This is a genomic window from Salinilacustrithrix flava, from assembly GCF_041228405.1.
GTDB lineage: Bacteria > Actinomycetota > Acidimicrobiia > Acidimicrobiales > Salinilacustritrichaceae > Salinilacustrithrix > Salinilacustrithrix flava.
In genome coordinates this window covers 3,501,013-3,514,650 of sequence record NZ_CP133888.1, presented here as the reverse complement: position 1 = coordinate 3,514,650, position 13,638 = coordinate 3,501,013, and the positions used below count along the sequence as shown (strand labels likewise).

Here is a 13,638-nt window from a genome sequence, read left to right as displayed (position 1 = left end):
TCCTGCTTCCTGCTCGTCAGCCTCGGGGTCATCGCTGGATCACTCGCTGATCCAGATGCCGGTCACGTCGTGACCGGTACCCAGGCCCGGGAACGCACCCGAGCCACCCTGCGGGCCGTAGCCGAGCAGGTTCTGGACGTTCGGCTCGGCCGCGATGGCCCACACCGTCGTCGACGTCCACACGTTGTGGACCTCCTCGGCGAAGCGCCGGGTGAGGTCCTGGTAGATGCCCTCGCGCTCCTCGCCGGGGGGCGCCTGGCGACCCTCGTCGAGCAGGCGCTGGAGCTCCGGGTCGTCGATGCGGCCGAAGTTCACGGGCGAGCCGGTGGCCCACCAGTTGTACTGCGTGTCCGGATCGGCGCCGGGGTGGTTGCGCCAGCCCACGGCCTGGAAGTCGCCGGCCAGGGCGTTGTTGATGGTGGTGGCCTGGTCGCCGGCCGGATCCAGGTTGATCGTGATGCCGGCGTCGGCCAGCTGGGTCTGGATCTCCTGGGCGGTCAGCTGACCGGACTCCGTGGACACGAAGGTGTAGGAGAACTCGAGCGGCTGCCCGGTCTCGTCCTCGTAGGCCTGGGCGAACTGGCGGGCCAGCTCCACGTCGTACTGCGGGTAGCCCGGGTCCTCGACGTAGCCGGTGACGTCCTCGGCGAAGGGGCCATCGGCGACCTGGCCGATGCCGCCGCCGCGCACGTCGATCAGCAGCTGGCGGTCGAGCGCGTGCGCCAACGCGAGGCGGGCGTTCTTGTTGTCGAACGGCGCCTGCGACTGGTTCAGCATGAGGTAGTTGACCTCGCCGTACGCATCGGTCGCCAGCAGCTTGATCTCATCCGAGTCGGCGAGGCCCTGCAGGCGCTGGGCGATCTGCTCGGTGTCGGAGGTGTGGAGCACGTCCACCTGGCCGGACTCGAGGGCGTTGCCGCGGCTGGCGATCTCGGGGATCGGCACGTAGGTGATCGAGTCCAGGTAGGGCAGCTGGTTGCCGTCCTCGTCGGTCAGCCAGTAATCGGCGAACTTGGTGGCGACGAACTCCTCGTTCACCGTCCAGTTCTCGAGCTGGAACGGGCCGGTGCCGATGATGTTCGTGCCGCAGGTCTCGGTGTCGTCGAGCTGGGCCTGGGCCAGGATGCCGACGCGGTTGGAGCTCCACAGGAACCAGTCGAAGGCGGTCCACGGGGTGACCATGTTGACCTGGACGGTCATCGGGTCGACGACCTCCACGGACTCGATGTTCTGGAACACGAACACGAACAGGGCCGGGTTCCGACCCTCGTAGGCGCCGCGGTAGGCGTCGAGGTTGTTGGCCACGACCTGGGCGTCCAGCGGGGAGCCATCGTGGAACGTGACGCCCTCCGGGACGGTGATCGTCCACTGGGTGAAGTCCTCGTTGGGCTCCACCGACTCGGCCAGGTACGGCTGGATCTCGCCGTCGGCGTCGGGCTTGGTCAGCGTGTCGTAGACGGTCGTGGCGACCTGCATGCCGGCGATGGCCAGCTGGGCCTCGGGCAGGCAGAAGCCGCCGTTGGTCTCGGCCTCGAGGGCGTAGGTGAGCTCGCCGCCCATGACCGGATCGCCCTCGGCGTCCTCCGGAGTCGAGTCGACGCCGTCCTCGGTCTCGGTCTCCGCGCCGTCGTCCGGCGTGGCGCCCTCGCCGCCGTCGTCGTCGTCGCCGCACGCGGCAGCGAACATCGACAACCCCAGCAGCAGCGCGAGCAACCGGATCCACCGGCGCGTCGAGTTTCGGCTCGTCACATTTCCCCCTTGGTCTCGGCGTCGGGAGGGTCCCGCACGCCCTGGTTCGTGCACCGCCCTCGGGTGGCGACGGTCACGTCTGCGGGACGCTAAGTCCCTTGTTGGCACAGTGTCAATAGCGCCGGCGAACGTTCTTGACCGGTCGGTCAGGTTCCCCAGCCCGGGTGACACTAGGCACAGGGGTGCCCGCCCGTCGCGCACCCCAGACGTGCGTCATGGACTCGTCACAGAGCCCACCTGCGACCGAACCGGACGAGCGCCGCGAAGCGGACAGCCGATCGGTCGGGGCGTGAGCGAGCGCACACGCTGCGTGCTGCGGAGGCCTCGGTCGCTGCCTGCACGGGTGCGCCCACCGCCGGCACGGGCCAGGCTGGGGCCATGAGCGACCCGATGAGCGACGCGGTGGACGTGGTGGTGATCGGCGCCGGCCCCAACGGGTTGGCCGCTGCGATCGAGGTGGCCCGGGCTGGTTGCTCGGTGACCGTGCTCGAGGCCCACGAGACCCCGGGGGGTGGGGCTCGCACCGCGGAGCTGACCGGCCCCGGCTTCCACCACGACGTGTGCTCCGCCATCCACCCGCTCGCCACCGGGTCGCCGTTCTTCCGCAGCGTGCCCCTCGAGGAGCACGGCTGCGAGCTGGTCCACCCCGACATCCCCGTCGTGCACCCGCTCGACGGCGGCCGGGCCGGGGTGTTCCACCGGTCGATCGCCGAGACGGTCGAGGCGGCCGGGGTCGACGGCACGGCGTGGGAGGCCCTGTTCGGGCCGCTGGTCGAGCACTGGGACGACGTCGAGGCGCACCTGCTCGGCCCGGTCGTGCGGCCGCCCCGCCACCCGATCTCGATGGCCCGCTTCGGCCTGCAGGCGATCCGGCGGGCCGAGTCGGTGTCGGCCGGCTTCCGCACCGACGAGACCCGGGCCCTGTTCGCCGGCGTGGCCGCCCACGCGTTCCTCCCCCTCGACCGGATCCTCACCGCGTCGTTCGGCCTGATGCTCGGCGGCCTCGCCCACGCCCGCGGGTGGCCGATGGTGCGGGGCGGCAGCCAGAAGCTCACCGATGCGCTGGTCTCCTACCTCGAGGACCTCGGGGGCACCGTGGTCACCGACTGCCACGTCGCCTCGCTCGACGAGCTGCCGCCGCACCGCGCCGTGATCGCCGACATCAGCCCCCGCCAGCTGGTGCCGATGGCGGGCGACCGCCTGGACGCCCGCGGTCGGCGCCGGCTGGAGCGGTTCCGCCACGGCCCGGGCGCGTGCAAGGTCGACTTCGCGCTGTCCGGCCCCGTCCCGTGGGCGAACGAGGACGCCCGACGCGCCGGCACCGTCCACCTCGCCGGCACCTACGAGGAGCTGGCGCTGTCGGAGAAGATCACCGCGGCCGGCGGCCACCCCGACCGGCCCTTCGTGCTCGCCGCCCAGCAGAGCCTGTTCGACGACTCCCGGGCCCCGGAGGGCAAGCACACGCTCTGGACCTACGCCCACGTGCCGAACGGCTCGACCCTGGACGTGTCGGAGCGCATGACCGATCAGATCGAGCGCTTCGCCCCCGGCTTCCGGGACCTGGTCATCGACAAGCACGTGATCACCGCGGCCGAGTACGCCCGCTACAACCCGACCTTCATCGGTGGTGACATCTCCGGCGGCTCCCACGGCGGCCTGCAGCTGGTGCTGCGCCCGTGGCCGGCGCTGGACCCCTACGCCACCCCGGTCGAGGGCGTGTTCCTGTGCTCCGCGTCCACCCCGCCCGGCGGTGGCGTGCACGGCATGTGCGGCTCCCATGCCGCTCGCTCGACGCTGCGCTGGCTCGGCACCGACGCGGCGTAGGCCAGACTGGCAACGCTCGGGACCAGAACCCGCCCCACCGACAGGAGTGCAGACATGAGCGATCGCGTCCAGATCGACGTCGCTGACGGCGTCGCCCACGTCCGGCTGAACCGCCCGGACAAGATGAACGCGCTGGACGGCGCGATGTTCGCCGCCATCGCCGAGGCCGGCGAGACGGTGAAGGCCGATCGCTCCATCCGGGCCGTCGTGCTCTCCGGCGAGGGTCGCGCGTTCTGCTCGGGTCTCGACTTCGGCTCGTTCCAGGCGATGGCCGAGGGACCGAAGGCCGACGACGGCGACACGGCGTCGATGGGCGCCATCGGAGAGACCGGCGATCGCATCACCCACCTCGGCCAGCAGGTCGCGCACGTCTGGCAGGAGGTGCCGGTGCCCGTCATCGCCGCCATCCACGGCGTGGCCCTCGGCGGCGGCATCCAGATCGCCCTCGGTGCCGACATCCGGATCATCGCCCCCGACGCCCGCATGAGCGTGCTCGAGGTCAAGTGGGGCCTGGTGCCCGACATGACCGGCACGTGGATGCTGCGGCGCCTGGTCGGCCTCGACGTCGCCAAGGAGCTCACCTTCACCGGCCGCATGGTCGAGGGCGAGGAGGCCGTGCGCATCGGCCTCGCCACCCGCGTCGCCACCGACCCGCTGGCCGAGGCCAAGGCGCTGGCCGCCGAGATCGCCGGCAAGAGCCCCGACGCCGTGCGGGCCGCCAAGCGCCTGCTGAACCAGTCCGGACTGGTGCCGATCGAGCAGCAGTTCGCTGACGAGCGACGCGAGATCGGTGCGCTGATCGGCAGCCCCAACCAGGTCGAGGCCGTGATGTCGGGCTTCGAGAAGCGCGACCCGTCCTTCACCGACCCGAGCTGATCTGCGAGATGGTCAGCCGCTGATCACCAGGTGGCCGTCGCGCCCGTGAGGGCGCGGGGGTCGGCTGCACCCGCCAGCGTGCCGTCCTCGGCGCGCTCGATCAGGTGGGCGTGGCCGTAGCCGCTGTTCCACGGGTCCTGCACCGACACCTCATGGCCCCGCCGGCGCAGGCCGTCGACCCAGGACTCCGGGGCGCCGCGCTCGACGCCGACGAGCCCCGGGCCCTCGCCCTCCCAGGTGTCGAAGCCGCCGTCGCCGAGGCGCCACCGCGGTGCGCCGATGCAGCGGGCCGGGTCCTCGTCGGCGACGAGCAGGCGGGCCAGGAGCTGGAGCACGACCTGGGGCTGGGTGTCGCCGCCCATGGTGCCGAGCACGGCGCGCAGGGTGCCGTCGGCCCGCTGGACGAGGGCGGGGGCGAGGGTGTGGGGCGGCCGGCGGCCGGGCCGGTACTCGGCCGGGTGCCCGGGTTCGAGGGAGAAGCCCTGCCCGCGGTTGTGCAGGAAGATGCCGACCTCGGGCACGGCGAGGTGGACGCCCCAGCCGCGGGCGTTGGACTGGATGAGCGAGACGGCCTGGCCCTCGCCGTCTGCGGTGCACAGGTAGATGGTGTCGCCGTCGCCGCCGGGGGCGACGGGCGCAGCGCGGCGCTCCGGGTCGAAGCGGCCGGCACGCGGGGCGAGGCGGTCGTCGGCGAGCAGGGCGTCGCCGTCGGCTCCGTCGTGGAGCACGTCGAGGCGATCGTGACCGGCGAGGCGGGCGGCCTCGACCAGCAGGTGGGCCCACTCCTCGCTGCCCGGACGGTGAGCCCGGTCGGGGCCGAAGCCGGCGAGCTCGGCGATCCGGGCCGCGGCGAGGCTGAGGTAGCCCTGGCTGTTCGGCGGCACGGTCCAGGCCCGGTGCCCCCAGAGGTCGATGCCGAGCGGCGCCACCCAGTCGGCCTGGGAGCGGGCCAGGTCCTCGGCGGTGAACAGCCCGCCGCCGATCCGGCGCAGCCCCTCGCCGAACTCGCCCTCGTAGAAGGCGTCGCGCCCGTCGGCGGCGATCGCGGCCAGCGTGCGGGCCGCGCCGGGCCGACGGATCACCGTGCCCTCGTGCACCGGCTGGCGGGTGTAGTCGTCGGCGCCGTCCACCCGCTCGATGAGGGGCACCATGAACGCGAGCAGGGGAGAGGCGGGGAAGCCCTCCTCGGCCAGGAGCCGCGCCGGCTCGAGCACGTCGGCGAGCGGCAGGCGCCCGTGGCGCTCGTGCAGCGTCACCCAGCCGTCGACGCAGCCGGGAACGGTGACGGCCCGGATGTCCTCGTCGGTGGGCATGCGGGTGTGGCCTTCGTCGCGGAGCTGCCTGGCCTCCGCACCCGATCCGGCCCGGCCGCTGGCGTTCAGGCAGGTCGGGTCCTGGCCGTCGGCGTGGTGGACGAGGGCGAACAGGTCGCCGCCCATCCCGCACATGTGCTGGGTGGTGACGGCGAGCGCCGCACTGGTCGCGATGGCGGCGTCGACGGCGTTGCCTCCGGCCCGGAGCACACCGATTCCGGCGCCGGACGCGAGGTGGTCGACGCTGCAGACCATGCCCCTGCGGGCGCGCAGCGTGTGGAAGGGCACGAGGGGGGCGGGCACGCCGGCGGACCGTACCGGGCACACTTGGCAGGTGGAGGACCACCGACTGCGCTCGATGCTGCGCGCGCTCCGGTCCGTCGTCGGCGAGGAGCACGTGCTCGTGGACCCCGACGTCGTGGCCTCCCACGTCGTGGACTGGACCGGCGGCTTCGTCGGGTCGTCCCCGGCGGTGGTGCGACCCGGCTCGACCGACGAGGTGGCCGAGGTCGTCGCCGCCTGCCGCCGGGACCGGATCGCGCTCGTCCCCCAGGGCGGCAACACCGGCCTGGTGGGCGGCGGCGTGCCCCTCGCCGGGGAGGTGGTGCTCTCCACGTCGCGCCTGGCCGGCATCACCGAGGTCGACGCTGACGCCGGTCAGCTCACCGCCGGCGCCGGGGAGACCCTGGCCGCGGTGCAGCGGGCGGCGGCGGGTGCCGGCTGGCGCTACGGCGTCGACCTGGCGGCGCGGGACTCCGCCACCATCGGCGGCACGGTCGCCACCAACGCCGGCGGTCTGCGGGTGCTCCGGCACGGCACGACGCGCCACCAGCTGCTCGGCGTGGAGGCGGTGCTCGGCACCGGTGACGTCGTGTCTCGCCTGGGCGGGCTCGTCAAGGACAACACCGGCTACGACCTCGCCGGCCTGCTCTGCGGCAGCGAGGGCACGCTCGGCGTCGTGACCCGGGTCCGCCTCGCCCTGGTCCCGGCACCCGGTCCGACGGTGACCAGCCTGATCGGGCTGGCCACGGTGGCCGACGCCGTCTCCCTCGTCGGTCACCTGCGCAGAGCGGTGCCGACGCTCGAGGCCGCCGAGCTGGTGCTCGCCGACGGGGCCCGCCTCGTCGCCGAGCAGACCGGCGTCGTCCCGGTGCTGGATCCGGTGCCTCCGGTGCAGGTGGCGGTCGAGGCGGTCGGGCCGCCCGACCCGACCGACGCGCTGGCTGCGGCCCTGGAGGCCCATCCGGGCGTGCTCGACGTGGCGGTCGCCACCGACGCAGCCCGGGCCGTCGCCCTCTGGCACGTGCGGGAGGCCCACACGGAGGCCATCGCCCGCCTCGGGGTGCCCCGGAAGTACGACGTCACGGTGCCCTCGCCACGCCTGGCTCGCTTCGTCGAGCAGGTCCCCGACCTGATCCGTGCCGTCGACCCCGATGCACAGGTGTGGATCTTCGGCCACCTCGGCGACGGCAACCTCCACGTCAACGTGACCACGCCGTCCGGCCCCGGCCCTCCCCGAACTGGCCCTCTCCGAACTGGCAGGGCTGGTGTTGCGCGGGATGCCGTCGCCGACGCCGTCCTCGGCCGGGTGGTGGCCGACGGCGGCTCGGTGAGCGCCGAGCACGGGATCGGTACGGCCAAGCGGTCGTGGCTGGTGCGTGACCGCTCGGCCGGCGACGTCGCCGGCATGCGGGCGATCAAGGCCGCCCTCGACCCCGACGGGATCCTGAACCCGAACGTGCTGCTGTGACCAGCCCGGGGTGACTAGTCCGCGCAGGACACGCAGGTGGCGGCGGTGGGGACGGCCTCGAGGCGCTCGTCCGGGATGGGGCGACCGCAGACCTCGCAGCGTCCGTAGTCGCCGCCCTCGACCCGCCGGATGGCCAGGTCCAGCTCGCCGAGGCGGGTCCGGGCCGAGGTGAGCAGGGCGGCCACCTGCTGGCGCTCCCACGCGATGGTGTGGCCCTCCGGGTCGTGCTCGTCGTCGGTGGCGACCTGCTCGGACGCGGCGACGATGTCGTCGAAGCTCTCCTGGAGCGACTCGATCTGGCGCACGGTCCGGGCCCGCTCCTCGGCGAGCCGCTCGGCGTGACCGGGGTGCATGGGTGACTAGTCCGCCCGCGCCCGGAGGCCGCTCTTGTCGATCTTGCCGGTGCCGACCTTGGGCAGCTCGCCGAGGATGACGACGCCCTTGGGTGCCTTGAAGTGGGCGAGCCGCTCCCGGACGAAGGCGATGAGCTCGTCCTCGCCGGTCGAGGCGCCGGCGTGCAGGGACACGTAGGCGACGGGCACCTCGCCCCAGCGGGCATCGGCCCGGCCGACCACGGCGGCCTCGCGGACGGCGGGGTGCTCGCACAGGGCGTGCTCGACCTCGGGCGTGGCGATGTTCTCGCCGCCGCTGATGATCAGGTCCTTCTTGCGGTCGACGATCTGCAGGTAGCCGTCGGGTCGCACGATGGCCAGGTCCCCGGTGCGCAGCCAGCCGTCCCGGATCACCTCGGCCGTGGCCTCGGGGGCATCCAGGTAGCCGGACATCACGTGGTTGGAGCGGGCGCACACCTCGCCGACGGTCTCCCCGTCCCAGGGGACCTCGACGTCGCCGTCGCCGAGCACCCGCACGTCGGCGCCGACGATCGGCAGACCGGTGGTGGACCGCCGTTCGGCGGAGGGCGCCTCGCCGGGCTTGTCGAGCGAGCGGGTCAGGGTCGGGCTGGCCTCGGTCATGCCGTAGCCGCACATCGCCGTGCACCCGAACGCGGTCTCGATCTCGGTGAGCATCGCCGGGCTCACGGGCGCCCCACCGATCGATGCGGTGCGCACCGAGGACAGGTCCCGGGTGGCCACGTCGGGGTGGTCGAGCAGCATCCGCACCATGGCGGGGACGGCGAACAGGCGGGTGACGCCGTGGGCCTCGATCAGGCGCAGGACCTCGCCGGCGTCGAAGCGGGGGAGCATCACGTGGGTGCCGCCGAGCCCGGTGAGGTAGTGCGGGGTGCCCCAGCCGTTGACGTGGAACAGCGGCACCAGGTGGAGGATGACGTCGTCGCCGGTGATGGCGTTGGTGAGCGCGTTGTGGACGGCGTGCAGGTACAGGTTGCGGTGGGTGAGCACGGCGCCCTTGGGCATCCCCGTGCTGCCGCTGGTGAAGAAGATCTCGGCCGGGTCGTCCTCGTCGCGGACGTCGGGCTCGACCGCGCCGGCCGATTGGCGGGCGAGTGCCTCCTCGAAGTCGGTGCCGAGCACGACCTGGCGGATCGGCGCGTCCGGGTCGGGCTGGTCGGGGTGGCGGAACAGCACCGTCGCGCCGGACTGGTCGAGCACGCTGCGCAGCTCGGCGGGCGCGAGGCGGATGTTGAGGGGGAGCAGCACGGCGCCGGCGAGCAGCACGCCGTAGTACGCCTCGAGCAGCTCGTGGGTGTTGCCGCACAACCAGGCCACCACGTCGCCCCGCTGCACGCCGAGCTCGTCCGTGAGGTACCTCGCCTGGCGGTCGCAGCGGTCGGCGAACTCGGCGTAGGTCCACTGCTGGTCGCCGTCGATCACCCCGATCCGGTCGGGGAAGTAGCGGCGGGCGCGGGTGAGCAGGTCGAGGGTGGTGAGGGGGACCTTCACGGGTGCCAGATCCCCCCCTCCTCGAAGACCTCGCGGAGCACGGCGGGCCGGTCGGTCATGATCCCGTCGACGCCGGCGTCGAGCAGCGAGCGCATCTCGTCGGGGTCGTCGATGGTCCAGACGTGCACGACGATCCCGTTGGCGTGGGCGACCTCGACCAGCTCGCGGCTGGCCAGCGGCCGGCCCTCGTGGTCCTGCGGTGGGATCTGGGCGGCCTGGGAGCGGAACGTGACCTCCTCGCCCTGGTACGCGCGGATGAGCCCGACGAACTCGTCGGGCCCCATGCCGGTGCACAGCTCGGGGCCGAGGGCGTCGCGCACGCGGTCGATCCGCTCGTCGGAGAAGGACCCGACGCAGACCCGGTCGATCGCGCGGGTGCGGCGCAGGACCTCGACGAGGGGCTCGACGGCCGAGTCGGCCTTGGGGTCGATGTTCACCCGTGCGTCAGGCCAGGTGGTGAGGATGTCCTCGAGCAGCGGGATCGGCTCCCGGCCGTCGATCCGGGCGTCGGAGACCTCGGACCAGGTGAGCTCGTCGATGCGCCCCCGGTGCTCGGTGACCCGGTCGAGGACGTCGTCGTGGAAGGCCACGAGGATCCCGTCGGCGGTGGCGTGGACGTCGGTCTCCAGGTAGCGGAAGCCGAGGTCGATGGCGTGCTGGAACGCGGGGAGGCTGTTCTCCGGCGCCTCCGAGGCGCCGCCCCGGTGGGCGAACGGGATCGGCCCGGGGTGGTCGAGGAACGGGAACGAGGGCATCGGGGGCCGACGGTAGCGTCGGGCGGTGCCCACCGGACCCTCCACGAGCGCTGCCGATCGACCGACCCGCCTGGGTCGGATCTGCGTGTTCTGCGGGTCGTCGCCCGGCCGGGACCCGGCATTCGTCGCCGCTGCCGACGAGCTGGGCCGCGCCCTCGCCGGGCGCGGGATCACGGTGGTCTACGGCGGGGGCTCGGCCGGACTGATGGGCGCCCTGGCCACGGGCGCGCTCGACGCCGGCGGCCACGTCATCGGCGTCCTGCCGGCCGGCCTGTTCCCCGACGGCGTGACGGCATCTCCCGAGCGCGCCCACCACCGGGGCACGTTCGAGGTGGAGCACACCGCGGACATGCACGCCCGCAAGGCCCGGTTCCACGACCTGGCCGACGGCTACGTCGTGCTCCCCGGCGGCCTGGGCACCCTCGAGGAGATGGCCGAGGTCGCGACCTGGGCCCAGATCGGCCTGCACGACAACCCCATCGGGTTCCTCGACGTCGGCGGGTACTACGACGACCTGTTCGCCTTCTTCGACCGGACGGTGGCGGACGGCTTCGTCCGCGCCGCGAACCGCGAGCAGCTCTACTGCGCGCCGTCCGTCGGGACGCTCCTCGACCTGCTCGACGCCCACGAACCCCGGGTCGAACCGAAGTGGATCGAGCCGTGACCGAGGCGCCGGCGCCACCCGACGGCTCGCTGGTCCCGGGCGTCACCGAACGCCGCCTGCAGCTGTCGGCGGTCTCCGTCGCGCTGGTCGGGACGCTGCCGGTCTTCATGACGGGAGCGCTGGCCGTGCAGATCGGACGGGACGTGGAGCTCGGCGCCACCAGGCTCGGCGTCGCGTCCGGTGCGTTCTTCGGTGCGGCGGCGGTGGCGAGCGCGCTCATGGGTCGCCTCGCCGAGCGGGTCGGCCCGGGGCGGGCGATGCGCAGCGCCGCCATCGCGTCCGCCGTGCTGCAGGCGACGCTCGCGCTCTCGCCGGGATACGCCTGGCTGCTGCTCTCCCTGCTGGTGGCCGGACCGGCGAACTCCCTGGCCCAGGTCGGGGCCAACCTGCTGCTGGCCAAGGGCATCCACCCGACCCGCCAGGGATGGGCGCTCGCGGTGAAGCAGGCCGGCATGCCGGGCGCCACGCTGCTCGGCGGCCTGGCCGTCCCCGCCATCGCCGTCACGGTCGGGTGGCGGTGGGCGTTCGCCGCCGGGGCGCTGGGAGCGGCCGCGGCAGCGATCGCCGTGCCGGTCGCCGCGGTGCCGGCTGGTGGACGGCGCCCGGCCGGGCGACGGGCCGACGTCCCCATCGGTCCGCTGGTGGTGCTCGCGGCCGCGGTGGGCTTCGCCGCGGCCGCGAACGGGACGCTGGCAACCTTCGTGGTGTCCGCCGGCGTGGAGGCCGGCCTGGGGGAGTCCGCGGCCGGCGTGGTCCTCACCCTCGGCAGCGCTGCCGGCATCGCCATGCGGCTCGTGGTCGGCGCCCGAGCCGACCGGCGGGGCGGCCGCCACCTGCCGGTCGTCTCGGTGCTGCTCGCCGGCGGGGCGCTCGGCTACTTCCTGCTCGCGCCCGGCCTCGTCCCCACGCACCTGCTCGGCGCGCTGGTGGCCTTCGGCTCGGGCTGGGCGTGGCCGGGCCTGTTCAACCTCGCCGTGGTCCGGCTCAACCCGACGGCCCCGGCGGCCGCCACGGGCATCACCCAGACCGGCGTCTACGTGGGCGCGCTGACCGGGCCGATCCTGTTCGGCGTGGTCGTGGACTCCGCCGGCTACGGCCTGGCCTGGCTGCTCGCCGGCCTGGCCTCGGCGCTGGCCGCAGCCGGCGTCGTCTACGGGCGCTCCCGCGTGGTCGCGTCCCGGCTCAGATGATCCCGGAGTCGTGGCCCTGCCAGTACTCGTCCTTGAGCAGGCGCTTGTAGAGCTTGCCGGTGGGGTGGCGGGGCAGCTCGTCGCGGAAGTCGATCGAGCGGGGGCACTTCACGTCGGCCAGCTTCTCGCGGCAGAAGGCGATGAGCTCGCGCGCCAGCTCCGGGGAGGGCTCGGCGCCCTCGGCCGGTTGGACGACGGCCTTGACCTCCTCGCCGAAGTCCTCGTTGGGCACGCCGAACACGGCCACGTCGTACACCTTGGGGTGCATGGCCAGGACGTTCTCGGCCTCCTGGGGGTAGATGTTCACCCCACCCGAGATGATCATGTACGCCTTGCGGTCGGTGAGGTAGAGGAACCCGTCCTCGTCGAGGCGACCGACGTCGCCGAGCGTGGACCAGCCCCGCCCCTTGGGGTCGCGGGAGTCCTCGGTCTTGTCCGGGTCGTTGTGGTACTGGAACGTGGCCGCGTTCTCGCCCTCGAAGTACACGGTGCCCGATTCCCCGGCCGGCAGCTCCTCGCCGTTCTCGTCGACGATGTGGAGGGTGCCGATCAGCGCCTTGCCGACGGAGCCGGGGTGCTCCAGCCAGTCCTCGCTGTTGCAGTAGACGAAGCCGTTGCCCTCGGTGCCGGCGTAGTACTCGTGCAGCACCGGGCCCCACCACTCGATCATCCGGCGCTTGACCTCGACCGGGCACGGCGCGGCGGCGTGCACGGCCACCTGCAGCGACGACACGTCGTACTTGGCCCGCACCTCGTCGGGGAGCTTGAGCATGCGGATGAACATGGTCGGCACCCACTGGCTCAGCGTCACCCGGTGCTTCTCGATGAGCGCCAGGGCCTCCTCGGGGTCGAAGCGCTCCATCACCACGACGGTGGCCCCGGACATGTGGACGCCCATGCAGAACCGCAGCGGGGCGGCGTGGTAGAGCGGCGCCGGCGACAGGTACACGCTGTCCTCGGTGAGCCCGAACAGCATCGCCATCAGGCCGTACACCGAGGTGCCGGCCTCCTCCAGCGGCTGGCTGGGCATGGGCGGCTTGACGCCCTTGGGCTTGCCGGTGGTGCCCGAGCTGTAGAGCATGTCGGCGCCGGCGATGCGGCCCTCGAGCGGCTCGGCGGGCTGGGCGGCGATGGTGTCCTCGTAGGACTCGTAGCCGTCGACGGTGCCGTCGATCATCAGCCACGTCTCCACGTTCGGTGCCTGGCCGAGCAGCTTCTCGGCCGCCTCGCGCTTGTAGGCGGTGGTGATGAAGGCCTTCGCCCCGCAGTCGTTGAGGATGTACTGCATCTCGTCGTCGTTGAGCCGCGACGACATGGCCGTGTAGTAGACGCCGGCGTAGTGGCAGCCCCAGGCGATGGCGAGGAACCGGGGGTGGTTCTCCATGCAGAAGGCCACGTGGTCGCCCGGCTGCAGCCCGACCGAGCGGAGCAGCTGGCTCAGCCGGTTCGCCTCCTCGTCGAGCTCGGCGTAGGTCGTGGTCTGACCCGTACCGGCCATGATCACGGCCGGATGGTCGGGCCGGGTGGCGGCGAAAGCACCGGGGTACATGTGGTGGCGGTCTCCTGGAACCGAGGGACAAGGTCGTGCGCCGGAGCGCATCGCAGACCGTAGCCGCGGGGCCGGACCACCTCGCCGGGGCGCCGGCGGTTCCCGG

General features: G+C 73.2%; 11 protein-coding genes. 5 read left to right on the top strand and 6 right to left on the bottom strand.

Features of this window, described 5'->3' with window-relative positions; translation table 11 throughout:
• Positions 1–39 precede the first annotated feature (39 nt).
• A complete protein-coding gene (locus RGQ06_RS17270) occupies positions 40–1,749 on the bottom strand; it encodes an ABC transporter substrate-binding protein (protein ID WP_432429963.1) in 1,710 nt (569 codons plus the stop codon).
• 378 nt (positions 1,750–2,127) lie between these two features.
• Here RGQ06_RS17270 and RGQ06_RS17265 point away from each other — a divergent pair, with 378 nt between their 5' ends.
• Both RGQ06_RS17265 and RGQ06_RS17260 read left to right on the top strand, forming a co-directional pair.
• Positions 2,128–3,573: a phytoene desaturase family protein gene (locus tag RGQ06_RS17265; protein WP_432429962.1), complete on the top strand. Its 1,446-nt coding sequence runs from the start codon at positions 2,128–2,130 to the stop codon at positions 3,571–3,573.
• 54 nt (positions 3,574–3,627) lie between these two features.
• Positions 3,628–4,449 (top strand): crotonase/enoyl-CoA hydratase family protein, encoded by an 822-nt coding sequence (locus RGQ06_RS17260; RefSeq protein WP_432429961.1) that lies wholly within the window; start codon positions 3,628–3,630, stop codon positions 4,447–4,449.
• Between the two features lie 23 nt (positions 4,450–4,472).
• Here the strand turns inward: RGQ06_RS17260 and RGQ06_RS17255 are convergent, their stop codons facing one another.
• Positions 4,473–6,065 (bottom strand): gamma-glutamyltransferase family protein, encoded by a 1,593-nt coding sequence (locus tag RGQ06_RS17255; RefSeq protein ID WP_432429960.1) that lies wholly within the window; start codon positions 6,063–6,065, stop codon positions 4,473–4,475.
• A gap of 31 nt (positions 6,066–6,096) precedes the next feature.
• Here RGQ06_RS17255 and RGQ06_RS17250 point away from each other — a divergent pair, with 31 nt between their 5' ends.
• Positions 6,097–7,512, top strand: a complete 1,416-nt coding sequence (locus RGQ06_RS17250) for an FAD-binding oxidoreductase (RefSeq protein ID WP_432429959.1) — start codon at positions 6,097–6,099, stop codon at positions 7,510–7,512.
• Between the two features lie 14 nt (positions 7,513–7,526).
• Here the strand turns inward: RGQ06_RS17250 and RGQ06_RS17245 are convergent, their stop codons facing one another.
• From RGQ06_RS17245 to RGQ06_RS17235, 3 genes are read right to left on the bottom strand one after another with little or no spacing between them, the layout of a single operon-like run.
• Positions 7,527–7,865 (bottom strand): TraR/DksA family transcriptional regulator, encoded by a 339-nt coding sequence (locus tag RGQ06_RS17245; RefSeq protein WP_432429958.1) that lies wholly within the window; start codon positions 7,863–7,865, stop codon positions 7,527–7,529.
• A 6-nt stretch (positions 7,866–7,871) separates the two neighbouring features.
• The gene (locus RGQ06_RS17240; protein WP_432429957.1) at positions 7,872–9,374 is read right to left on the bottom strand and encodes a long-chain-fatty-acid--CoA ligase; all 1,503 of its coding nucleotides are present in this window, start codon (positions 9,372–9,374) and stop codon (positions 7,872–7,874) included.
• Positions 9,371–10,129 (bottom strand): glycerophosphodiester phosphodiesterase, encoded by a 759-nt coding sequence (locus RGQ06_RS17235; protein ID WP_432429956.1) that lies wholly within the window; start codon positions 10,127–10,129, stop codon positions 9,371–9,373. Before RGQ06_RS17235 ends, RGQ06_RS17240 begins: the two co-directional genes overlap by 4 nt.
• 25 nt (positions 10,130–10,154) lie before the next feature.
• Here RGQ06_RS17235 and RGQ06_RS17230 point away from each other — a divergent pair, with 25 nt between their 5' ends.
• Together RGQ06_RS17230 and RGQ06_RS17225 are read left to right on the top strand one after the other, a co-directional pair.
• Positions 10,155–10,793: a TIGR00730 family Rossman fold protein gene (locus tag RGQ06_RS17230; protein WP_432429955.1), complete on the top strand. Its 639-nt coding sequence runs from the start codon at positions 10,155–10,157 to the stop codon at positions 10,791–10,793.
• Complete coding sequence (locus RGQ06_RS17225) at positions 10,790–11,983, top strand: MFS transporter (RefSeq protein WP_432429954.1); 1,194 nt, start codon at positions 10,790–10,792, stop codon at positions 11,981–11,983. The genes RGQ06_RS17230 and RGQ06_RS17225 overlap by 4 nt, the downstream gene beginning before the upstream one ends.
• On the opposite strand, the gene RGQ06_RS17220 is transcribed toward RGQ06_RS17225, so the two are convergent.
• The gene (locus tag RGQ06_RS17220) at positions 11,976–13,532 is read right to left on the bottom strand and encodes an AMP-binding protein (protein WP_432429953.1); all 1,557 of its coding nucleotides are present in this window, start codon (positions 13,530–13,532) and stop codon (positions 11,976–11,978) included. The genes RGQ06_RS17225 and RGQ06_RS17220 overlap by 8 nt on opposite strands.
• Positions 13,533–13,638: the final 106 nt, after the last annotated feature.